The organism is Pseudomonas sp. GW821-FHT01E10 (assembly GCF_059422365.1).
In genome coordinates, this window is record NZ_JBWKWT010000020.1 from 41,795 (window position 1) to 61,316 (window position 19,522).

Annotated in this window: 20 protein-coding genes and 1 pseudogene; 7 read left to right on the forward strand and 14 right to left on the reverse strand. The window is 60.9% G+C overall.

Annotation, left to right across the window (positions count from 1 at the left end; genetic code table 11):
• Positions 1 to 75: 75 nt before the first annotated feature.
• Genes AC07V0_RS25120 through AC07V0_RS25150 form a run of 7 tightly spaced genes read right to left on the reverse strand, consistent with a single transcriptional unit; the run spans position 76 to position 6,380 of the window.
• Complete coding sequence (locus tag AC07V0_RS25120; protein ID WP_495020029.1) at positions 76 to 1,452, reverse strand: sensor histidine kinase; 1,377 nt, start codon at positions 1,450 to 1,452, stop codon at positions 76 to 78.
• A complete protein-coding gene (locus AC07V0_RS25125; protein ID WP_018929746.1) occupies positions 1,449 to 2,111 on the reverse strand; it encodes a response regulator in 663 nt (220 codons plus the stop codon). Before AC07V0_RS25125 ends, AC07V0_RS25120 begins: the two co-directional genes overlap by 4 nt.
• Before the next feature lie 12 nt (positions 2,112 to 2,123).
• Entirely contained in the window at positions 2,124 to 2,768 is a 645-nt protein-coding gene (locus AC07V0_RS25130) for a tetratricopeptide repeat protein (RefSeq protein ID WP_018929745.1), read from the reverse strand.
• Entirely contained in the window at positions 2,765 to 3,574 is an 810-nt protein-coding gene (locus tag AC07V0_RS25135) for an SDR family oxidoreductase (RefSeq protein WP_018929744.1), read from the reverse strand. The genes AC07V0_RS25130 and AC07V0_RS25135 overlap by 4 nt, the downstream gene beginning before the upstream one ends.
• A complete protein-coding gene (locus tag AC07V0_RS25140) occupies positions 3,561 to 4,235 on the reverse strand; it encodes an iron-containing redox enzyme family protein (protein WP_495020030.1) in 675 nt (224 codons plus the stop codon). Before AC07V0_RS25140 ends, AC07V0_RS25135 begins: the two co-directional genes overlap by 14 nt.
• Positions 4,232 to 5,713, reverse strand: coding sequence for an AMP-binding protein (locus AC07V0_RS25145; protein ID WP_495020031.1), 1,482 nt, complete (start codon positions 5,711 to 5,713; stop codon positions 4,232 to 4,234). The genes AC07V0_RS25140 and AC07V0_RS25145 overlap by 4 nt, the downstream gene beginning before the upstream one ends.
• A complete protein-coding gene (locus AC07V0_RS25150) occupies positions 5,703 to 6,380 on the reverse strand; it encodes a thermostable hemolysin (protein WP_018929741.1) in 678 nt (225 codons plus the stop codon). The genes AC07V0_RS25145 and AC07V0_RS25150 overlap by 11 nt, the downstream gene beginning before the upstream one ends.
• A 186-nt stretch (positions 6,381 to 6,566) precedes the next feature.
• On the opposite strand from AC07V0_RS25150, the gene AC07V0_RS25155 reads away from it, so the two are divergent.
• Positions 6,567 to 7,139, forward strand: coding sequence for a cytochrome b (locus AC07V0_RS25155; RefSeq protein ID WP_064618341.1), 573 nt, complete (start codon positions 6,567 to 6,569; stop codon positions 7,137 to 7,139).
• 83 nt (positions 7,140 to 7,222) lie between these two features.
• Here the strand turns inward: AC07V0_RS25155 and AC07V0_RS25160 are convergent, their stop codons facing one another.
• Positions 7,223 to 9,031, reverse strand: a complete 1,809-nt coding sequence (locus tag AC07V0_RS25160; protein WP_018929739.1) for a monovalent cation:proton antiporter-2 (CPA2) family protein — start codon at positions 9,029 to 9,031, stop codon at positions 7,223 to 7,225.
• A gap of 193 nt (positions 9,032 to 9,224) precedes the next feature.
• Between AC07V0_RS25160 and AC07V0_RS25165 the strand changes: the two genes are divergently transcribed.
• On the forward strand, positions 9,225 to 10,139 hold the full coding sequence (locus AC07V0_RS25165) for a LysR family transcriptional regulator (RefSeq protein WP_018929738.1): 915 nt from the start codon (positions 9,225 to 9,227) through the stop codon (positions 10,137 to 10,139).
• Here AC07V0_RS25165 and AC07V0_RS25170 read toward each other — a convergent pair.
• From AC07V0_RS25170 to AC07V0_RS25180, 3 genes are all read right to left on the reverse strand, one after another.
• Positions 10,129 to 10,905 (reverse strand): substrate-binding domain-containing protein, encoded by a 777-nt coding sequence (locus AC07V0_RS25170; protein WP_019579429.1) that lies wholly within the window; start codon positions 10,903 to 10,905, stop codon positions 10,129 to 10,131. The genes AC07V0_RS25165 and AC07V0_RS25170 overlap by 11 nt on opposite strands.
• Before the next feature lie 32 nt (positions 10,906 to 10,937).
• Positions 10,938 to 12,230, reverse strand: coding sequence for an MFS transporter (locus AC07V0_RS25175; protein ID WP_018929736.1), 1,293 nt, complete (start codon positions 12,228 to 12,230; stop codon positions 10,938 to 10,940).
• A 171-nt stretch (positions 12,231 to 12,401) separates the two neighbouring features.
• On the reverse strand, positions 12,402 to 13,475 hold the full coding sequence (locus AC07V0_RS25180; protein ID WP_018929735.1) for a sensor domain-containing diguanylate cyclase: 1,074 nt from the start codon (positions 13,473 to 13,475) through the stop codon (positions 12,402 to 12,404).
• A gap of 165 nt (positions 13,476 to 13,640) precedes the next feature.
• On the opposite strand from AC07V0_RS25180, the gene AC07V0_RS25185 reads away from it, so the two are divergent.
• The 3 genes from AC07V0_RS25185 to dmeF all read left to right on the forward strand — a co-directional run bounded on the left by AC07V0_RS25185 (position 13,641) and on the right by dmeF (position 15,505).
• A complete protein-coding gene (locus tag AC07V0_RS25185) occupies positions 13,641 to 13,979 on the forward strand; it encodes an FKBP-type peptidyl-prolyl cis-trans isomerase (protein ID WP_495020045.1) in 339 nt (112 codons plus the stop codon).
• Positions 13,980 to 14,294: 315 nt separating this feature from the next.
• Positions 14,295 to 14,570, forward strand: a complete 276-nt coding sequence (locus AC07V0_RS25190; RefSeq protein WP_019648873.1) for a metal/formaldehyde-sensitive transcriptional repressor — start codon at positions 14,295 to 14,297, stop codon at positions 14,568 to 14,570.
• Between the two features lie 11 nt (positions 14,571 to 14,581).
• Positions 14,582 to 15,505, forward strand: coding sequence for a CDF family Co(II)/Ni(II) efflux transporter DmeF (gene dmeF, locus AC07V0_RS25195; RefSeq protein WP_495020032.1), 924 nt, complete (start codon positions 14,582 to 14,584; stop codon positions 15,503 to 15,505).
• Between the two features lie 8 nt (positions 15,506 to 15,513).
• On the opposite strand, the pseudogene AC07V0_RS25200 reads toward dmeF, so the two are convergent.
• A pseudogene (locus tag AC07V0_RS25200) lies at positions 15,514 to 16,616 on the reverse strand (cytochrome P450).
• Positions 16,617 to 16,697: 81 nt separating this feature from the next.
• On the opposite strand from AC07V0_RS25200, the gene AC07V0_RS25205 reads away from it, so the two are divergent.
• On the forward strand, positions 16,698 to 17,462 hold the full coding sequence (locus AC07V0_RS25205) for an ArsR/SmtB family transcription factor (RefSeq protein WP_111453480.1): 765 nt from the start codon (positions 16,698 to 16,700) through the stop codon (positions 17,460 to 17,462).
• Here the strand turns inward: AC07V0_RS25205 and AC07V0_RS25210 are convergent.
• Entirely contained in the window at positions 17,459 to 18,067 is a 609-nt protein-coding gene (locus AC07V0_RS25210) for a LysE family translocator (RefSeq protein WP_477742947.1), read from the reverse strand. The genes AC07V0_RS25205 and AC07V0_RS25210 overlap by 4 nt on opposite strands.
• Before the next feature lie 105 nt (positions 18,068 to 18,172).
• On the opposite strand from AC07V0_RS25210, the gene AC07V0_RS25215 reads away from it, so the two are divergent.
• Positions 18,173 to 19,096 carry a LysR substrate-binding domain-containing protein gene (locus AC07V0_RS25215; RefSeq protein ID WP_495020033.1) on the forward strand — a complete coding sequence of 308 codons (924 nt, stop codon included), beginning with the start codon at positions 18,173 to 18,175 and terminating at the stop codon, positions 19,094 to 19,096.
• Here AC07V0_RS25215 and AC07V0_RS25220 read toward each other — a convergent pair.
• Positions 19,086 to 19,427, reverse strand: coding sequence for a hypothetical protein (locus tag AC07V0_RS25220; protein WP_018929728.1), 342 nt, complete (start codon positions 19,425 to 19,427; stop codon positions 19,086 to 19,088). The genes AC07V0_RS25215 and AC07V0_RS25220 overlap by 11 nt on opposite strands.
• Between the last annotated feature and the right edge of the window lie 95 nt (positions 19,428 to 19,522).

Sequence of the window (19,522 nt, forward strand, 5' to 3'; positions counted from 1 at the left end):
CAAAAATCGGCGATTGTTCAGATTTTGGGGCCGCTACGTAGCCCAGCGGGAGCAAGCTCCCTCGCCACAGAGTGTTCAATGGTGCTGGTCAACAGGAATGGACAGCGTCGCCCGCAACCCACCTTCTGGCGGATTGACCAGGGTAATCCGCCCACCCAGCTGGGTCGCGATGGTGTTGACGATGGCCAGCCCCAGGCCCGCGCCGCCGGTGTTTCCACGGCTGTAAAAGCGTTCGAACAATCGTGCGCGATCCGCTTCGTCGATGCCCGGTCCCTGGTCCTGGACGCTCAAGTTGTAGAACCCGTCATCCTGGCTCAATTGCACGGTGATGACGCCATGCTCCGGCGAAAAATTCGCTGCGTTGGTGACCAGGTTGTTCAGGGCGATGTCGATGGTGCCGGCGTCGGCGAGGACTTTGAAAGGTCGGTCCTCGGCGTCGAAAGCCAGTTCCAGGTTCCTGCTCAGCAGCCAGGGTGTGAGCTGGGCCAGGCTGGCGCGCACGGTTTCACTCAGGTCGATGCTGTGCAGCACCGGCGTCACGGCCTTGGGTTCGAGACGCGCCATGGTCAGCAATTGATTGACCAGACGGCTGGCGCGGTCGACCCCGGCAATCAGAAACGCCAGGGACTCACGACGCTCCTGTTCCGTGCCGGCTTCCAGCAGGTTTTGCGCATGCACCCGCAACACGGCCAGTGGCGTACGTAATTCGTGGGCGGCGTCGGCGATGAAGCGCCGCTCACGGCCAAGCACCTCTTGAATTTGCGCGAGCATCCGATTGAGCGCCGCTTGCATCGGTTCCAGTTCGCTGGGCAACGGGGTCAGTTGCAACGGCTCCAGAGAACCGCTGTGCCGTGCCCGCAACGTTACCGCCATATCGGCCAGGGGTTTGAGCCCCCAGCCAATGGCCAGCCAGACCATGGCCGCCAGCATCAGGCTGCCCAGCACATTGGGCCACAGGGTGTGACGCACGATCCGGTCGACCAGGTCTGCACGCACGTCGTCCCGTTCACCGACCCAGATGCGCAGGTCATTCTCTTTGTCTTCGAGCACGAACACCCGCCAATGACGGCTGCTCAAATCCACCACATCGCTGAAACCATGTGTCGTCGGCGGCACGGTGAAGGAGGGGGCGCTGGCGGTGTGCACCAGCACTTCGCCTTTGCTATTCCACACCTGAAAGGCAATTTTGCCTTCATAGGGGTGACCATCAACGCCCGGCACCGCTTCACTCAAGGCCTTGTTGAACGCTTGATACAGTTCGGCGTGTTCATGGCTGGCCAGCGGCATGCGCATCACACCCTGCAGCAGCCGGGCGTTCTGCGCCAGTTGGGCGTCGTAGACTTCGGCGATTTCGTGATTGCTGTCGTGCAGGTTGAACACGCTGAGGATTGCCAACCCCGTCAGCATCAGGCCGATGATCAGCGTCAGGGTTCGACGCCGGATCGAAGTCATCGACGCTCCTCCACCAGATAACCCACCCCACGAATGGTGCGGATCAGGTCGGTGGAGAACTTCTTGCGCAAGTGATGGATGTGCACTTCCAGGGTGTTGCTTTCGGCTTCTTCGTTCCAGCCGTAAAGCAGTTGCATCAGGTGATCGCGGGTCATGACCCGGCCCGGAGGCGAGAGCAATTCATGGAGCAGTTGATATTCCTTGGGCGTCAGCGCCACCGGTTCGCCCTGATAGCTGACTTGCTGGGTGCCGGGGTTCAGGCAGATGCCAGCGTGTTCGATCAGCACTTGCGCGCGACCGGCACTGCGGCGCAACAAAGCTCGCAGGCGAGCCTTGAGTTCGGCCAGATCGAAGGGTTTAACCAGGTAATCGTCGGCGCCGGCATCCAGCCCGGCGATGCGGTCTTCAGTGGCATCCCGGGAGGTGAGGATCAGCACCGGCAGGTTCGAGCCGCTGTCACGCAAGCGGCGCAGCACTTCCAAACCGTCCATGCGCGGCAGGCCGAGGTCGAGCACGGCCACATCGAAGGTTTCGCTGAGCAGTGAATGCAAGGCGTTGCTGCCGTCCTGCAGCCAGTCGACGGTGTAACCCTCACGGCCCAGGGCCTGATGAATGCCCTCGCCAAGGGCTACGTCATCCTCGATCAGTAATAAGCGCACACGGGACTCCTGTCAGTCGAGTTTCTTGTTCACATCACCCAGTAATGCTTCGATCTCTTTGCGACGCCCGGCGTCGGCGCTTTCCCGGCCAGGACGGGGCGCGGCGTGCAGGGCTTTTTGCAGTGCATCCCGAGCTTCACCATAGCGCTTTTGACGGTAAAGGTGATCACCCCAGAAGTACAGGCTGTCGATGCCGGTCGGGTTCAGGTCCAAGGCCTGCTTCAACAGTTTTTCGGCCTTGTCGGCGTCGCCGAAACCGATAGGCCAGCCGGGCACCCGATCATACAGCGCCGCGAGGCTGGTGTAGGCCGAGCCTTGCAGGGCCTTGGGATCGATGGCCAGGGCTTTTTCCAGATCGACTTTGGCGGCCTTGGCCTTGCTCAGGGCACCGAGGCCACCCTGGGCGCCGGCCCAACTGCTGGTGACGATGCCGGACCAGATCCACGCTTCGGCCAGGGACTGGCGTTCCCGGGTGAACGCCGAGGCCTGGGCTGCGAGTTTTTCGAAGGCGGCGCTGCGCTGTTCGGCAGGCAATTCGTACTGGATGTGCGCCCAGCTTTGTTGGATGGCATTGAGGCGCTGCTGATCGGCGGCGTCCAGTGCCCAGACGCTTTGGCTCAGTACCCCGAACAGCAAGCAGGCGAGAATTTTCTTCATGGTTTGAGGCTCTCCTTATCGGGCTTCTGACTCAGGCGACGGATCAGCGGCAATTGCTTGCGCAAGCCACGGTCCACCAGATGCGGCAACAGACTGTTCAGGCGCACGAAAAAGCGTTCCGGCCAGCCCAGGTACAAGTCGCGACGGTCACCGGCAATGGCGTGGATGACCGCCGAGGCAACGGTTTGCGGGTCGTCGACATTGGCTTTGAGCGCATCGTTCAGCGCTTGGGCCGCCGCGCTGTTCATGCTGGTATGGGTTGCCCGGGGAGCGACATAGAGCACGTTGATCCGGGTATCGGCCAGTTCCCGGCGCAGGGCTTCGGAGAAACCGCGCAGGGCAAACTTGGTGGCGCAATAGCTGGCGTAACCGGGGTAGCCGATGGAGCCGTAGGTCGAACCGACGTTCACCACCATGGCACTCTCGGCCTGCCTGAGCAGCGGCAGCAACAGCCTGGTCAGGCTGATCGGCGCGCCGACGTTCACCGCGAGCATGGCGTTGATCTCGCTGTCATCGAGCTGTTCGAGCATGGCGAAGTGATTGACGCCCGCGGCATTGATCAGCAGGTTGATGCCGCCGATGGCCTCGGCCGCCGCCAGCACTTTGCGCCGGTCGTCGGGCAGGGTCAGGTCCGCCCCGACCCAGCGCAACTGCTCCGGGTAGCGCTCGAGCAAGGGCTCCAGCGACTCTCGATGCCGGGCCACGGCCAATACGTGTGCACCACTGGCACACAGGGTGCCAGCGATGGCCAGGCCGATGCCGCCACTGGCGCCGGTCAATACCACGCGTGCCTCAGACGGGCGCATGCAGATTCTCCCCATCGCGCGGCAGGCCACGGAACATGTCGGTGTAGAGCGTGTACACGACCTTCGAGGTATGAATCACCGCAGCCTGGTCGGCCGGGTCTTCGAGCAGGTTCATCAAGCGGCGGTAGGTCTGCATGTGTTCGATATCCAGTGAGCCGTGGGAGCTCAGGTAGCTGAAGGCGGTCTCCGGCAGCGCCAGGCGTTCGCGGATGCTGCCGGCCGCGTGGGTGGCCAGGGCGATGCTGGTGCCTTCCAGCACGTTGACCATGCCAAACAGGCCCACCGGGTTGTCCCGGGCAATCAGGTCGTAAAGAAAGCTGACCATCAACTCGATCGGCAGCGATGGACGACCGTCACGGACGGCTTCTTTGTCGCCGCCACAGGCTGCGATGTCGTCGAGCACCCACTGTTCATGGCCGTATTCGTCCTCGATGTACTCGCACACCGCTTTGCGCAGCCATTCCAGACGCTGCGGCAGACGTGCGCCGCACGCCATCATCAACGGCACGGTATGGCGCACATGGTAGTAGGCCTGGGTGAGGAAGGCGCGGTAGCTGTCCAGGCTCACGTTGCCCTCAAGGGCATCGCGGATGATCGGCAGATTGAACAGCTCGTGGCGTTCTTGATAGGTGGCTTCTTGCAGCGTGTCGAAAAAACTCATGGTGCAGATACCTCGGGGAAAACGGATTCAGTGAGCAGCGCCCGGTAACGCTCGACAATGGCATCGCGGCGCGGTCGGCCATTGGCGGTCAGCAGGCCGTTGGCGGGGGTGAAGGGTTGATCGAGACGGGTCCAGTGATGAACCTGGGCGTAATCGGGCAAGGCCTCATTGGCCTGGGCCACGGCGGTGGCCAGCTCTTCATCGGTGCAGTCCGGTCGATGGGGCCAGAGCAGGGCGTGGTTGCTCGGCATCGCTTCGCCGTAGACGAACGCCTGAGCGATGTGGCGACGCTGGGTGAGTTCGGCCTCGACCCATTCCGGGTTGACGTTGCGGCCGAAACTGGTGATGAACTGATGTTTCTTGCGCCCGTTGAGGTAGAGAAAGCCTTCCGGGTCGAACTCGCCGAGATCGCCGGTCGGCCACCATTCATCGTGGTAGGGTGCTTGCCCCAGATAGCCGAGCAGGATCGAGCCCTTGACCAGCACTTCGCCGTCGTCGGCCAGGCGAATTTCTACATGGGGCAGGGGCCGGCCGACGCTGCCGGGGCGGTGTGCTCCGGGGCGATTGAGGCACACCACCGACGCACATTCTGACAACCCGTAACCTTCATACACCGGCATGCCGATGCGTTGGGCACGATGCAGCAGTTCTTCGGAAACCCGCGCACCGCCCACGGCGGCAAAACGCAACGATTGGGAGTTGAACGCTTTTTGCTCGGCGGCGCTGAGCAGCATCAGCAGCAACTGTGGCACCAGGATCAAGCTCTCGGGCGCGCGGGAGGCCAGACACCCCAACAAGCGCGGCACATCGACACCGCTGGCCCCCTGAATGCCCAGGGTTTTCTGGCTCGGCACGCTGAGGGTCGCGCCGGCATACAGCGCAGCATAACAGCCGAGGTTTTCCAGCAGGATCGCCAGGGGCAGCAGTGCCAAGTGATGTCGCGGATGGGTGGGCTTGCTCGCCTGATCCAGTTCACGGGCCACTCGCAAAACGCTTTCGGCGCTCAGGCATACACCTTTGGGTGTGCCGGTGGTGCCGGAAGTGAAGGTGAGTTTGGCGGTGCCTTCGGGGATTAGGTTCGGGCCGCTGAAGGAACGACGCCAGAATTCGCCTGTGTGTTCATAGCCGGCCCCTTGCAGTTCGGCGTCCAGTTCCGGCTCGGCAATCACCCGTTCGGCCTGGCTCTGTTGCAGGCAATGAATGCGTTGTGCCGGGCTGAAGAAGGGCGGCAACGTCAGGCAGGTCAGGCCTTCGAACAGGATGGCCAGGTCCCAGAGCATCGCCTCGGTACCGTTGTCCAGAGCCAGCGCGACCACTTTGACGTGCTCATCACGAAGACGCTGTTGGCGATCCGTGACCTCGGCGTACAGCGTGGCGTAGTCGAGTTTCAACTGATCGCCCCACAGAGCGACGGCGTTGCCTTTGTGTTCGGCGTGATGGCGCAGGGTTTGTTTGAAACGCTCCATTTCAGGCGACATGGCTGGACTCCTCAAGGGAGGTTGGCAGCCCCAGGCGATTGAACAGGCCGATGTTGCGCAAATGAATGAAGCCGGCGCGGATGTTGCCGACATGCACCCATGGCTGGCTCTCGTAATAACTGCCCCAGTGGTGACGGTCGTCGCCCAACCGCTCGGGATCGGCGGCGCAGAGCGTCACCGGCTTCAAACCCAGGCGATGAAAACTGTTTACCAGCCCGATGTTGCCGGTGAACGCCACCCATTCCAGCCCGCCCATGGCCAACAGATAGGTGATGGCGACGATGCTCAGCCGCGCGCTACCGGTATCGCTGGCTGCGAGGTTACCGACCTCGACAATCCCGGCCCGGTCCACCGGTTGGCCGGCAGCGGCGCTGATCAGCGGATCGATCGCCTCGTCCAGGTAACGCTCCAGAAACAAGGGTTCGGCACTGGCCAGTCGTAAGCCGGCCACCGCACACAGCGTGTCGGACTCATCGCTCAGGCCGAACAGTTGTGGCATGAAATGGCGGATATCGGCGCCATGGGCCTTGCGAAAACGCTGCTGGATAAAAGCTTCGAAGACGGGTCGCTGGGCATCGTCTGGCAAGGCCCTGACCAGACTCATCTGCGAGGTTTCGGCTTGACCGAAGTGCAGGGGCAGAGGGATGTTCCAGTCAAAATCGTGCATGGGCAAGAACGCCTCCCCGAGTCAGTTGGGGGGGAGTATCAAAGGCGATTCTTAACGAAGTCTGAAGGTTATCTTCAGATTGTCTTAAGACTGGACAGGCAGGGTGGCGCCGGTCGGTTCGACGAAACCGGATCCAGGCTGCACGAAATGAGTCGGCAGCCGCCACCGATCTTCAAGAGGCTCTGTATGACCCGAGATTCAGCAGTACACCGGTATGGAAAACTCTCGATCACCTTGCACTGGCTGATGTTGGCGCTGTTCGTCGGCGTTTATGGCTGCATCGAGATCAAAGGGCTACTGCCCCGTGGAAGTGATTTGAGGGGCCTTTTTCTGGGGCTTCACGGCTTATTCGGATTGAGCATTTTTGCGTTGGTCTGGGTCCGCCTGCTCGGGCGCCTCACCCCCCGGCCACCGATTACCCCGGCTCTGTCAACCTGGCAGACCGGCGTCTCGCACCTCATGCACCTGGCGCTGTATGTGCTGATGATTGCAACACCGCTATTGGCCTGGTTGATGCTGGCCGCCGGCGGCAAGCCAATGCCGTATTTCGATTTCTTCCTGCCGGCGCCGGTGGCGGTTGATCCCGTGCTGGCCAAGCAATTCAAGCATTGGCATGAGTGGCTCGGCAGTGCCGGTTACTGGCTGATCGGTTTGCACGCGGCGGCGGGGTTGGTCCATCACTACTGGGTTCGCGACAACACGCTCACGCGCATGCTGCCCAAGGGCTTTGGTGCGGGTGTCAACGAGCGTCAGCGATAAGTTTCCCTGGACGTTCGGGCTGCCTCGAACACTGCGTTATCGTTCATCGCGAGCTTGCTCGCGATGAAGTCATCACTGTCACCTCAAACCTTGCCCGCTTGCTCTTCCAGCTGATCCGATTCAAACAACTTCGCCAGTTCCGCCCGCGCTTCCTGCGCCGTCTGCATCACCTTGGCCGCATCGTCATACACCGCGTGCTGAGCCTCCAGCACCTGTTCGTCGTGATGGGTAAAGCGCTTGATCCGCGCATCCGCCTGGGCTTGGGTCAGCCCCAGTCCAACGAGGGTGCGCCGGGTCATTTCCAGGCTGGAGTAATAGGTTTCCCGCACCGCCTGCGCCCCGACATCCACCAAGCGGTGCACATGCTGACGGTTACGGGCACGGGCGATGATTTTGATGTGCGGATACAGCTTGTGCACCACCTCGGCCGTCTTGATGTTGGTGTCCGGATCATCGGTGGCGATCACAAAGAACTCCGCTTGCTCGACCTTGGCCGCGCTGAGGATTTCCGGGCGCATCGGGTCGCCGTAGAACACCGGCACGCCGCCGAAGCTGCGGGACAGTTCGATGGTTTCCACCGAGGTGTCGAGGGCGATGAACTTGATGTTCTGCGCCCGCAGAATCCGCGCCACGATCTGACCCATGCGGCCCATGCCCGCGATGACCACGCGGGGCGTGTCGGCGTCGATTTCGCGGAACTTCTGCGGCACCTCCACCGGTTGCACCTTGGGTTTGACCAGTCTTGCGCAGGCCAGCAGCAACAGCGGCGTCAGCGCCATCGACAGGGTGATGGTCAGCACCAGCAAGTCGTACAGGCGCGGTTCGAACAAGCCCTGGTCCCGACCGATCTTGAACACCACGAAGGCAAACTCACCACCGGCCGCCAGCACGATCCCCAAACGAATCGCATTGACCTTGCCCAAGCCCCCGGCCAGTCGACCGACCACAAACAGCAGCGGCAGCTTGATGGCGATCAGCAGCAGGGTCAGCCCCAGCACCACGACCGGCGCACTGAGCAGCAGACTCAAGTTGGCACCCATGCCGACGCTGATGAAAAACAGCCCCAGCAGCAGGCCCTTGAACGGTTCGATCTGCGCTTCCAGTTCGTGACGGTATTCGGAGTCCGCCAGCAGCAAACCGGCGAGGAACGCGCCGAGTGCCATGGACACGCCCACCAGATCCATCAGCCACGCCGTACCGATCACCACCAGCAATGCGGTGGCGGTGGACACCTCCGGCAGACCGGTCTTGGCCACCACGCGAAACACCGGGCGCAACAGATAACGCCCGCCGATCACCACCACCGCGATGCTGCCCAGCACCCGCAAGCCATGGTTCAAATCTTCGGCCGCGCTGCTGGTGTGATCACCGCCGGCCAGCAACGGCACCATCGCGATCAACGGGATCGCGGCGATGTCCTGGAACAGCAAAATCGCGAACGCCAACCGCCCATGGGGGCTGGTCAGCTCCTTGCGCTCGGCCAGGCTTTGCAAGCCAAACGCGGTGGACGACAACGCCAGGCCGAGGCCCAACACGATGGCACTGTTCAGGGACTGGCCGAACACGAACAATGCCAGCACACCAATCACCGAACCGGTCAGCAGCACCTGTGCCAGGCCCACGCCGAACACCGATTTGCGCATCACCCACAAACGTCGCGGCGACAGCTCGAGGCCGATGATGAACAGCAACAACACCACCCCGAGTTCGGAGATGTGGCTGACGCTTTGTGGATTACCGATCAAACCCAGCACCGACGGCCCGATGATCACCCCGGCAAACAGATAGCCGAGCACCGCCCCCAATTGCAGGCGCTTGGCCAAGGGAACGGCGAGCACCGCCGCGAACAAAAAGACGACAGCGGCTTGTAACAGGTTGCCTTCATGGGGCATGTGAAACTCCAAAAACTCGATACGGCGGGGGCGATAAGGATAAAGGCTGGAGCCGGATGCGTCAGCCATGAACGAAAATGTTTGGGCCTCGCGATGGCAATTTTGTAGGCACCCAAGATGTCGTTACATTTAGCATCAATTAGTGACATTCATAGGATAAGCTGATCAAACTGTTCGTTCCCGAGTGCGCACCATGACCATCAACTTCGACCTTAACGATCTGCAAGCCTTTCGCGCCGTGGTGGAGCAGGGCAGCTTTCGTAAGGCTGCGGACACCGTACGCATCTCCCAACCAGCCCTCAGCCGGCGGATCGAAAAGCTCGAAGACGCTCTGGGCGTGAAATTGTTCGAACGCACGACTCGCCGGGTCAGCCTGACTCAGGCCGGGCGTGGTTTCATGCCCAGCGTCGAACGCCTGCTGGATGACCTGGACGTGGCGCTACTGGGTATCAGCGAAGTCGCCTCGACCCGGCTCGGGCATGTCACCGTCGCCTGTGTGCCGTCGGCGGCGTACTACTTCATGCCGCGTGTGATCGCCCACTACCATCGGCAATTTCCGCGGATCAAGGTCAAGGTGCTCGACTCCAGTGCTCACGAGGTATTGAGTGCCGTGGTCAACGGTGAAGCGGACTTTGGCCTGAGCTTCATGGGCACCCTGGAAGCCGAAGTCGAATTCGAGCCGCTGGTGCAGGAAGGTTATGTGGTGGCGTGCAGACGAGATCACCCCCTTGCAGGACGCAGCAGCGTGACATGGGATGAGTTTTATCAGCAGGATTACATCTCGCTGGACAAGACTTCGGGCAATCGCTTTTTGCTGGATCAAGCGCTGGCTGGCGTGGTGCCGCAGCGGCCGAGCATCTGCGAAACCCGTCATGTGACGACCATGATCGGTCTGGTGGAGGCCGGGTTGGGCGTGGCTGCCGTGCCGTTGATGGCGATGCCGGCGGCGGACCACCCGATTCTGACGCGGGTACCGTTGACCGATCCGCAGGTGATGCGCAATGTCGGGTTGATCAAGCGCCGGGGTCGTACGTTAACCCCGGCGGCATTGGCGTTGGAGCGTCTTGTAGTGGAAATGAAAGTCCAGCAACCTTCGGTCAGTGGCTGACTGAGTCCAGCCCCGTCGCTTTTACGTCCGGCTGGGCTGCGCTGGAGGCCAGGTACGCAAGCAGCGCCTTGGCCTCGGCCGGGTGTTGCGCATTGACCGGAATACCGGCGGCGAAACGGGTGACCGATTGCACCGATTCCGGAATTTTCGCCACAAAACTTACCCCAGGCACTGGTAGCAATTCGCTGACCTGCTGGAAGCCCAGTTGATAATCGCCGGTGGCAACCACCGAGCCCACCGGGATTTTCGGGATCATCTTCGATTTGGGTTTGAGCTGGTTTTCGATGCCCAGACGCTTGAACAGTTGATCCTCGATATACACGCCGCTGGCACTGTCGGAGTAGGCGACTGACTTGGCGTCGAGCAGGGTTTTTTTCAGGCCTTCCACCGAGCTGATGTCCGGCTTCGGCGCACCTTCACGCACCACCATGCCGATCCGCGAATCCGCCAGTTCGACCCGTGAAGCGGGATCGACTTTGCCTTGCTTGATCAGGTCGTCGAGGGCATAGCCGACCATGATGACCACGTCGGCTTTCTCACCGCGGGCCAGACGATTGGGAATCGCTTCCGGGGCCTTTCCCATGGATGGACCGAGGGCGGTGTCCAGGGTGTTGCCGCTAGACTCGGCGAATTTCGGACCGAGGATTTTGTAGGCCGCCGTGAAACCACCGGAGGTCATTACACGGATTTCTTCAGCCTGGGCGATCGAACTCAGACCGAGACTGGCCACCAGGGCCAGGGCGGTAAAGTTGAAAAACCTTTTCATCAAGTAGCTCTCGCAGTTAGAGGTTGGGTGGTTCACGACACGGCCGGTTGCAGGCGGCCAGAGGCACGGCGATAGAGAAACAGCGTCGCGCACAGGGCACAGAACGCGGCGAAACTCATCCAGTAACCGGGTGCGGCCTTATCGCCGGTGTACTGGATCAGGAAGGTCGATATGGCCGGTGTGAAACCGCCGAACACCGCCGTCGCCAGGCTATAAGCCAAAGAGAAACCTGCGACCCGAACCTCGACCGGCATGATTTCCGTCAGTGCGGCGATCATTGCGCCGTTGTACAAGCCATAAATGAACGACAGCCACAGCAGCACCAACAGCATGTTGATGAAACTCGGTGCTTGCACCAGATAGGTCAGCGCTGGGTAGGCCGTGGCTAACGTCAGCAACGCCATGGCGATCAGTACCGGGCGACGACCGATGCGATCTGAAAGCGCGCCGCCAATCGGCAACCAGAAAAAATTCGAAACGCCCACCAGCAAGGTCACCAACAGCGCATCGGAGGTATTCAGGTGCAGCACGGTTTTGCCGAAGGTCGGCGCGTACACGGTGATCAGATAGAACGCGGTAGTGGTCAGGGCGACCATCATCATCCCGGCGAACACGATGACCCAGTTCTGTCCCAGGGTGCGGAACACGTCGCCCATGCTTGGCCGGTGTTTACGGGCGGTGAACTCTTCGGTTTCTTCCAGGTTACGGCGCAGGAAGAAGATGAAAGGCACGATCATGCAGCCGACGAAAAACGGAATCCGCCATCCCCAATCGGCAATCATCGTCGGCGCCATCCATTGGTTCAGACCATAGCCCAAAGCCGCCGCGACGATGATCGCCACTTGCTGGCTCGCGGATTGCCAACTGGTGAAGAAACCTTTGTTGCCGGGAGTGGCGATCTCCGCGAGGTACACCGATACACCGCCCAGTTCCGCACCGGCCGAGAAGCCTTGCAGCAATCGGCCGATCAGCACGATGGCCGGGGCGAACAGCCCGATGGTTTCGTATCCGGGCACCAGCACAATCAGAATCGTACCGCTGGCCATGATCGACAGGGTGACGATCAGCCCTTTGCGGCGCCCCACATCATCGATGTATGCGCCCAGTATCACGGCGCCCAACGGACGCATCAGGAAGCCGGCGCCGAACACCGCGAACGTCATCATCAGGGACGCAAACTCGCTGCTGGCAGGGAAAAATACGGCAGCGATCTGCGTGGCATAGAAGCCGAAAAGGAAGAAATCGAATTGCTCGAGGAAGTTGCCCGAGGTCACTCGGAAAATCGCACTGGTCCGGGAGCGACCGGAATGGATTGATGCTGTCATTGACGTGTACTCCACCGCTTTTATGACGTGCACTGCCTGGACGCGGTGCACGGTTCTTATTGGGGTGGATAGTGGAGCAGGGACATCGATATGTTAATTGCATAGTTGGTATGTATTGATGCATGAAGCGGATCAATGCTGCCGACCCAGAGACGCGGCGTTTACCCAAGGCTATTCGCTGTGTACGCGTATCGGGCTGATGTTCCCCAACCGATACTGATTATTCCCGCTGCGCTTGGCCTCATACATCGCCAGGTCGGCAATGTGAATCAACCGGTCCATGCTCGGCGCATGGTCCGGGAACACCGCAACCCCAAGGCTGCTGCCGATGTGGCGCTGGTCGTTGCCGATGGTCACCGGCGGTGCGAGTTCGATGAAGATTTTCTGGCAGATGCTGCGGGCTTCGTCTTGCAGGCTGTTGCCTTGGGGAAGGCCTTGGAGGATGACCACGAACTCGTCGCCACCGATCCGGGCGACGGTGTCGGTTGAACGCAGGATCTTCTTCAGGCGTGTCGCGGTGGTGATCAGCACGCGGTCGCCGGCGGCATGGCCATAGTGGTCGTTGATCGCCTTGAAACCATTGAGGTCGACAAATACCAGTGCCACCCGCGTGGCGCTGAGGCGGGCGTGTTCCAGGGCAGCGGACAGGCGCTCTTCGAGTACCAGGCGATTGGGCAGGCCGGTCAGCGGGTCGTAATGGGCCAGGTGTTGCAGGTAGCTGGCGGAGGCTTTTTCCTCGGTGATGTCGCGGACCACGCCCATCATCTTGATCGTTGCGTCATGCTCATTCTTGACCACATTGCCGGTCTCCCGCAGCCAGCGGATGCTGCCGTCCGGCCAGACCACGCGGTATTCCTCGTCGTGGTTTTCGCCGGTTTCCAGGCAACGCAATTCACCGGCGCGGACCTTGACCCGGTCGTCCGGGTGCACACAGGAACAGAACAGGGCGTAGGAGGGCGTCACCTCGCCGATCTTGAATCCGAACATCCCGTAGATTGCATCCGACCAATAGAGTTTGTCGGTATCAACCTCCCAGTCCCAGGTGCCGATGCGGGCGAAGTATTGGCTGCGTTTGAAGCGCTCGGCGTCGCCTTCCTGGTGGATACTTTGTCCCTCGGTGAGGCTATCGATCAGCGCACGGCACTCGGCCAACTGCTTTTGCAGCGATCGATCGCGCCAAATCAGCGCGACGATCAGGGCAAGGGTCAGCGAGCCGATGGTGACGTCGGTCCAGAGCTGACTCATTGAGGAATTGCGCTCATGGCGTATCGAACCGTGGGGAAGGTGGCGGGTATATTAGTTCACGACCACTGCCGGATACAGAGCGAAACGGTTGCCAACGGCCCGCATTTCTGGGAAAACGGCGCCCATCAAGCCCGTTCGGGCAAGCGCACAGATAGAGTGAATGTAATGAAAGATGAGTTGCAGGTAATCGACCTTGAAGTGGGCGACGGCAAAGTCGCCGTCAAAGGCGCGCTGATCACCACCCAATATCGTGGGTGGCTGGAAGACGGCACTGAGTTCGACTCCTCCTACAGCCGGGGCAAGCCTTTCCAATGCGTGATTGGCACCGGGCGGGTAATCAAGGGCTGGGACCAGGGAATCATGGGCATGCAGGTCGGCGGTAAGCGCAAGCTGCTGGTGCCGGCGCACCTGGCCTACGGCGAGCGCTCGATGGGGGCGATTACGCCGAATTCGAATCTGATTTTCGAGATTGAATTGCTGGAAGTGCTGACGCGGGATGATTGATGGGCGAGTGAATTGAAATGATTAACCCCGCTGTTTCTGAGAGGAGAGAGCGGGGTTTTTGCTATCTGTGGCGAGGGGGCTTGCCCCCGTTGGGTTGCGCAGCGACCCTGAAACCTGTGCATGCGGCGTGTCAGGGAATCTCCACTCGCCAGTTTTGCGGCTGCTGCGCACCCGAGCGGGAGCAAGCTCCCTCGCCACAATTCAGCCGCTATTACCGCGATACAAGCCGATGAGCCATGACGCAGTCAACCCGACTTGCCAGCCCTGGCAATATCGGTAACTATGCCCGCCTAAATAGGGGTAGGGGGTATAGGTATGTCGCACATCCACGAACACAAAGACGATTTGCTCAATCGCGTCCGGCGCATTGCCGGTCAGGTCCAGGCGGTGGAGCGGGCGTTGGAGTCCGATGCCGAGTGCGCCAAAACCCTGCACTTGGTTGCGGCAATTCGCGGTGCGGTCAATGGTCTGATGGACCAGTTCATCGACGCCCACGCCCGTGAACATGTGGCACGTCCCGGCCTCAGCGACGAAGCACGCGCCGAAGGCGTGGAAGACTTGTTGCAAGCCATCCGCCGTTACTCGAAATAGAGGCCTGCCCCATGACACTGACACCTCAGGCTTCGCGCTTTACTCACGACCATCTGTTTCTGGGGGCCGCCCACGATGAAAATGCTCGCCGCACGTTGTGGGTGGTGGCGCTGACGTTCGTGATGATGATTGGCGAGATTGCCGCTGGTTATATCACCGGCTCCATGGCGTTACTGGCGGACGGCTTTCATATGGCGACCCACGCCGTGGCCTTGGGCATTGCCGCGGCGGCCTACAGTTTTGCCAGGCGACACGCCAACAATTCGCGCTTCAGCTTCGGTACCGGCAAGGTCGGGGACCTGGCGGCTTTTGCTTCTGCCATGGTGCTGGGCCTGGTGTCGATCGGCATCGCCGGCGAATCGATCCTGCGGCTGTTTCAACCTATCACCGTGGCTTTCACCGAAGCGACGGTGATTGCGGTGGTGGGGCTGGCGGTGAATGTCGTCAGCGCATTGCTGCTGGCGGGCAACCATGGGGATCACGGTCATGATCATCACAACCATAACCACGGTCACCATCACGACAACAACCTGCGCTCGGCGTATGTCCATGTGCTGGCCGATGCATTGACGTCGGTACTGGCTATCGCGGCATTGTTGGCCGGGCGCTATTTGGGTTGGGTCTGGCTGGACCCGGTGATAGGCGTCGTCGGAGCCCTTGTTATCGCGAAATGGGCCTATGGCTTGATGCGCGATAGCGCCGCGGTATTGCTCGACGCCACCGACGAGCACGTCGCCGCCGAAATTCGTGAGCTGCTTGAATCGACGGACGATGTCCGCATCAGTGACCTTCATGTCTGGCAAGTCGGGCCCCAGGCGCGAGCCGCAATTGTCAGTGTCGTGGCTACGGCGAGCGTCAGTGCCGACGCCATCCGCGAACGTCTGGCGCCGGTTCATGAGTTGTCTCACCTGACGGTCGAATATCGCAACGCTTGAGGTGTTTTTCAGGCAAAGAGCGGAATGCGCCCGTTAAGGGAAGGGCGGTAGTGCCAGGTCAACCGATCCAAAGCCGGTTTCATTATCAGGATCTGAGTCAGCGTCGCGCGGGCAATGCTCAAGGCCAGCACCTGCCCTGGGCATTGATGACGGCCGGCGCCGAAGGTGAAGCTGCGGCGGTTTGGGCGTTCGAGCAGGAATGTATCGGGATCGTCATTGAGCAGCAGATCACGATTGGCCGAGGCCAGCAGCACCAGAATGACGTCGCCGGGGTTCAGGTTCACGCCGTCGATTTCGCAGGGCGCTGCGACGAAGCGGCGGGTGTTCTGTACCGAAGGATCGAAGCGCTGCACTTCGGCGATCAGGTCGTTGGCTTGAGTTGGGTCGATCTGCGGGTTTCGGCTCAACGCCAGTAGCGCATTGCCGATCAGCCCAGCGGTGGCTTCGTAGGTCTGGGAGAACAGGCCGATCAGGTTGCGATCAAGGTTTCCGGGTCGGTCGAGGTGGCGAAGCGCTGCCGGATACCGGCGAGCAGGGTGCTTCGATTGTTCGGATCAGCCAGAAGCTCGATGAAATATCCCTTCAGCTGTTCTGCCGCAACATGGGCAGCGTCCAGTTGGGCCTGGTCGCTGAGGGGTGACAGGCAGGCGATGAAGTCAGCGGTCAGCTCGCTGATGGCCCGGCCCTGAGCCGGAGAAAAGCCCAGCAACGTCGCCACTACACAGACCGGCCCGCGAAACATCGCCGCGTACAACCCATCGGCTCCAGGGGTAATCAACCGAGCGCTGACCAGTGAATTGACGTCATTCCCATCAATCAGCGTCAGCCCCGGCTCAATCGCTGCCCTCGGGCAACGCTGCCGCTCACCCTCGTTCATCCGCATTAGCTGACCGAACACTTTGCCCGCCATGTCCTGAGCAATTGCCTTGGGCACCGGCTCATGCGCCGGCCGCACATGACAATCCGGATGCGCCAGCACGGCGGCGACCGCTCGGGCGCTGCTGGCCACCCACAGTTTCAGTCCCTGATGAAAAACCAATCCACCCTCGGCACGCAGTTGCGCGTAGTAGGGGTAAGGATCGGCGTGAGTCGCAGCGATGATCGGGTCCATGGGTCGCAGCCTTATCGATGGTTGAAAAGTGTTGCTACTATCTCCAGTCCGAAGGGGCCTTGATTCGTCCGGGAGCGAAATATGAACGCAGAGCAACACGACGTTGGCATCTCTCAAGTGGCGGCAGCGATTGCAGAGCCTGCGCGGACGAAAATCCTCTGCTCGCTGATGGACGGCCATGCCCGCACCAGCACCGAGCTGGCGGCGGTTGCCGAAGTCAGCGCCTCGACCGCCAGCGCACACCTGGCCAAGCTCAAGGAACTGGCGCTGGTGCGTTTGCACGTTCAGGGCCGCCATCGCTATTACAGCCTCGCGGACAAACGCGTGGCCCAGGCACTCGAAGCACTGATGGTGATCGGCCAGAACGCCGTGCCGACGTTCAACCCGCGCACCCCGGACCGCCTGCAATTCGCCCGCACCTGCTACGACCACATGGCCGGCACGTTGGCAGTGGTGCTGCATGACCGGATGATCGACGCGGGGTGGTTGCTGCAAACCGATGAGCAGGCTTATCGATTGAGCGACAGTGGTGAAGCGTTGTTCGAAGGATTGGGCATCGACGTCAAAGACCTCGGCACTTTGCGCCGCCGCTTTGCCTGCCCGTGCCTGGACTGGAGCATGCGTCGGCCGCACCTGGGCGGTGCCTTGGGCGCGGCGTTGCTGCAAACGGCGATCAAACGCCAATGGGTGACGCAGGATCTGGACAGTCGGGCGTTGGCGTTGACGGCGGTGGGGCGAAAGGAACTCGGTCACCGGTTCGCCGTTGAACTGCCGATTCAGGGAATGACAGCGCCACTCACGTCCACCGGGAACAGGCGCCGCGCGATCGCCAGTCCTGCGACTTAGCGACTGGCCGAGGCCATGAGCACGCCAAAACCGGCGAAGGTCACGCCCGAAACTTTTGCGGTCAGCCAGGAACCTTTCGGGCTCGACAACCAGCCTTTGGCGGCATTGGCGAGCAAGGCATAGCTGCCATGCACCAGGATCACCAGTACGCCGTAGGAGGCGACCAGCTTGATGAACTGGCTGTAGAAGTGCGCCGAAGTGTCGATGAATTGCGGGAACACCGCCAAAAAGAAAAACACCGCCTTGGGGTTCAGAAGCTGCATCGAAGCCGCTTCAAGGAAGCGATAACCCGGGCTTGAGGGGCGTGTTTCAAGCAGCGTGCTGAAACGATCCGAGCGCCAGCTTTTGTAGCCCAGGTACAACAAATAGCCAGCCCCTGCGTATTTCAACGCGGTAAAGGCGTTCGCCGAGGTGCTGAGTATCAGGCCAACACTGGTGGCGCTGATGGCGGCGACCACAAACGCCCCCGACGCGATCCCCAGAATGCCCGGCACGGCCCCCCTCCAACCATGGCGCACCGCGTTGGACAGGGTCAGGACCACACCAGGTCCCGGGCTCAAAATGGTCAGGGTGGCGAAGAGTACAAAGAGTCCGTAACTGTTCATGGCTTGCTCCGTCAGGTGGCATTGGCTGCGTGCTGGCAGATTGGCGTGGCGAGGAGGGCGTGACAAACGCTTTAATTACAGCGCATAGGTGACTAAATTAGACGCATGAATCCACTACCGCCTCTTAATGCTGTTCGCGCCTTCGCCGTTGCTGCTCGTCATCAGAGCTTCAGCCTGGCGGCCGAAGAGCTGCATGTCAGCCACAGTGCCGTCAGCCGGCATATCAAATTGCTCGAGGAATACCTGGGGGTGCTGCTGTTCGAGCGGCGTATCCGTCAATCGGTGCTGACGCCGGCCGGCCAGCGCTTTTATGAGCAGGTCAGCGCCGGGCTGTCGCAGATCGCCAATGCCGCCACTGCGCTCAAGCAGCATGCCTCGCTGCCTACGGTGAAGATCAATGTGCGTCCGTCCTTCGCCATGCTTTGGCTGACGCCCAGGCTGGCGGATTTCGTTGCGCGGCACCCCGGCATCAAACCGCAGGTGATCACCCAGACCCAGGCACCCGATCAGACACGCGACGGGTTCGATATCGTCATTCGCCGTGGTCGTGACGATTGGGCACCGGCGATTGAGGCGCGAGCGCTGTTCGAAGACGAACTGTTGCTGGTCGCGGCCCCTGCGCTGATCGAGCGCCTGCCACTTGAAGACCTCACGTCCCTGAGTCGGCATACATTACTGACCGCCAAGGCCCGTCGCGAAGACTGGCACAATTGGGCCATGCACTTTGGTCAAAGCCAGTCAGCCACTCAGGTCACCCGGCAGTTTGATCACATGCACCTGGTGCTTCAGGCCGCAGTGGATGGACAGGGCATTGCCCTGTGCCCGACCTCTTTGCTGGGCAGCCATATCTCGAGCGGACGCCTGATCTGCCCGTTACCCGAGTTGCGCATGCCGTTGCCGCGTTATTACTACGGTGTTGCGCCGGACGTGACGGCGCACACGCGGATCTTTGTAGAGTGGTTATTTGCCCGGATTGCTCAGGATGATCTGAGTTGGCAGACACCTCGTGCCGTGACCGCTACGCTCTGAAATCCCAGACGATCTCCACCACCCGCACCGCCAGCACCAGGTAAACCAGACCCAGGATGATCTGGAACGCCGTGTGATACGGCAACCTGGACAGCCGGCGCAAGCCGTCGCTGACACTGAGCAGCATCAACAGTGCTGATATTGCAATCAACCCCCAGCCGGCAAGGTTTGAGGCGAGCAATCCCATAAACAGTTGATGACCGCCTCGCAACGCGTTGGTGCCCGCCGCGAACAACAGGGCGCACACCAGCAGGTTCTTGATGTTGTCGAACACCTGCGTGGTGAAGTCGGTTTCCAGCAAGGCCAGATACTTTCGCCAGAATTTATCCATGGTTGTGGTGGCACCTGTTGATGGCGGTTGCACGTGGCAAGTCTAGTGGCGTTTTGCACGAAACGCGGGCGAAAAAAAGCCCGGCCTTCAATGTG

What these genes read in the sequence shown, in the direction of transcription:
- AC07V0_RS25120 (WP_495020029.1), bottom strand. Translation starts at nt 1,452, where the DNA reads ATGACTTCGATCCGGCGTCGAACCCTGACGCTGATCATCGGCCTGATG.
- AC07V0_RS25130 (WP_018929745.1), bottom strand. Translation starts at nt 2,768, where the DNA reads ATGAAGAAAATTCTCGCCTGCTTGCTGTTCGGGGTACTGAGCCAAAGC.
- AC07V0_RS25135 (WP_018929744.1), bottom strand. Translation starts at nt 3,574, where the DNA reads ATGCGCCCGTCTGAGGCACGCGTGGTATTGACCGGCGCCAGTGGCGGC.
- AC07V0_RS25140 (WP_495020030.1), bottom strand. Translation starts at nt 4,235, where the DNA reads ATGAGTTTTTTCGACACGCTGCAAGAAGCCACCTATCAAGAACGCCAC.
- AC07V0_RS25145 (WP_495020031.1), bottom strand. Translation starts at nt 5,713, where the DNA reads ATGTCGCCTGAAATGGAGCGTTTCAAACAAACCCTGCGCCATCACGCC.
- AC07V0_RS25150 (WP_018929741.1), bottom strand. Translation starts at nt 6,380, where the DNA reads ATGCACGATTTTGACTGGAACATCCCTCTGCCCCTGCACTTCGGTCAA.
- AC07V0_RS25155 (WP_064618341.1), top strand. Translation starts at nt 6,567, where the DNA reads ATGACCCGAGATTCAGCAGTACACCGGTATGGAAAACTCTCGATCACC.
- AC07V0_RS25160 (WP_018929739.1), bottom strand. Translation starts at nt 9,031, where the DNA reads ATGCCCCATGAAGGCAACCTGTTACAAGCCGCTGTCGTCTTTTTGTTC.
- AC07V0_RS25165 (WP_018929738.1), top strand. Translation starts at nt 9,225, where the DNA reads ATGACCATCAACTTCGACCTTAACGATCTGCAAGCCTTTCGCGCCGTG.
- AC07V0_RS25170 (WP_019579429.1), bottom strand. Translation starts at nt 10,905, where the DNA reads ATGAAAAGGTTTTTCAACTTTACCGCCCTGGCCCTGGTGGCCAGTCTC.
- AC07V0_RS25175 (WP_018929736.1), bottom strand. Translation starts at nt 12,230, where the DNA reads ATGACAGCATCAATCCATTCCGGTCGCTCCCGGACCAGTGCGATTTTC.
- AC07V0_RS25180 (WP_018929735.1), bottom strand. Translation starts at nt 13,475, where the DNA reads ATGAGTCAGCTCTGGACCGACGTCACCATCGGCTCGCTGACCCTTGCC.
- AC07V0_RS25185 (WP_495020045.1), top strand. Translation starts at nt 13,641, where the DNA reads ATGAAAGATGAGTTGCAGGTAATCGACCTTGAAGTGGGCGACGGCAAA.
- AC07V0_RS25190 (WP_019648873.1), top strand. Translation starts at nt 14,295, where the DNA reads ATGTCGCACATCCACGAACACAAAGACGATTTGCTCAATCGCGTCCGG.
- dmeF (WP_495020032.1), top strand. Translation starts at nt 14,582, where the DNA reads ATGACACTGACACCTCAGGCTTCGCGCTTTACTCACGACCATCTGTTT.
- AC07V0_RS25205 (WP_111453480.1), top strand. Translation starts at nt 16,698, where the DNA reads ATGAACGCAGAGCAACACGACGTTGGCATCTCTCAAGTGGCGGCAGCG.
- AC07V0_RS25210 (WP_477742947.1), bottom strand. Translation starts at nt 18,067, where the DNA reads ATGAACAGTTACGGACTCTTTGTACTCTTCGCCACCCTGACCATTTTG.
- AC07V0_RS25215 (WP_495020033.1), top strand. Translation starts at nt 18,173, where the DNA reads ATGAATCCACTACCGCCTCTTAATGCTGTTCGCGCCTTCGCCGTTGCT.
- AC07V0_RS25220 (WP_018929728.1), bottom strand. Translation starts at nt 19,427, where the DNA reads ATGGATAAATTCTGGCGAAAGTATCTGGCCTTGCTGGAAACCGACTTC.